Below are 782 nucleotides of genomic sequence, written 5' to 3' on the forward strand. Positions count from 1 at the left end.
GGCTACATCCCCAAGGTGCCCACGGACTGTCCGGGGGACAGTTGCCCGGAGGAAGTCACTCCGGCTCCAGGAGCCCTCGATCCTTCGCGATCGCGACCGCATGGGTGAGGTTTGTAGCGCCGAGCTTGGCGCGGGCGTTGTCGAGATAGTGCTGCACAGTCCGGTACTGGGTATTGGTGACGTCGGCGATCTCTGGCATGTATTTGCCCTTGGCCGCCCATTTGAGGCAGACCAGCTCCTTCGGTGACAGGGCCAGCTTCGGCGCGCAGAGTGAACGCTCCGCCAAAACCCGCAGACGGTGATGTGCATAGAGAACGGCACGCTCAGCGCGGGCGCGGTCGCCGAGCGTGGAAGTGTCCACCTGTTTCTGCGAGGTTGCGAGCGTCAGCAAGAGGATAGAACCGAAACTGCCTTCGACGGGGATGGTAAGACCGCATCTGACGCCGAAGTCGATGGCCTGGGACCGGAAGAGCTTCTCGTCCTTGGTCATGCCGCGGACACTCCAGTCGTCGGCCGACCACGCGAACATCTCCATTCGCCGCTTTGCGATGGTGACGACGGGATCGATGCGGGAATAGCGGTTCTCGAAATAGATGCCCTGCCACTCTTCAGCATAGGAGTTGAAGGTCTTGATCTCGCCGCCGGCGGTCTGGAGATAGGCGAAACGCTCGTAGCCGCAGGCGGTGGCGAAACTCTTCAAGGCGGCGCGAACCATGCGTCCGTCGCGGGCCACATCGAGCGCGTCGATCAGAGATTGAAGCTGTCCGTCCATTCCGATTCCT

General features: G+C 61.9%; 1 protein-coding gene. It reads right to left on the minus strand.

All coding sequences use genetic code 11. The annotated features are described in order from the left end of the window. Positions 1-55: 55 nt before the first annotated feature. A partial coding sequence (locus IB262_RS35420; protein WP_348646960.1) for an autoinducer binding domain-containing protein occupies positions 56-782 on the minus strand: 727 nt, incomplete at its 5' end.

Source organism: Ensifer sp. ENS02 (genome assembly GCF_014851885.1).
Classification (GTDB): Bacteria; Pseudomonadota; Alphaproteobacteria; order Rhizobiales; family Rhizobiaceae; genus Ensifer; species Ensifer adhaerens.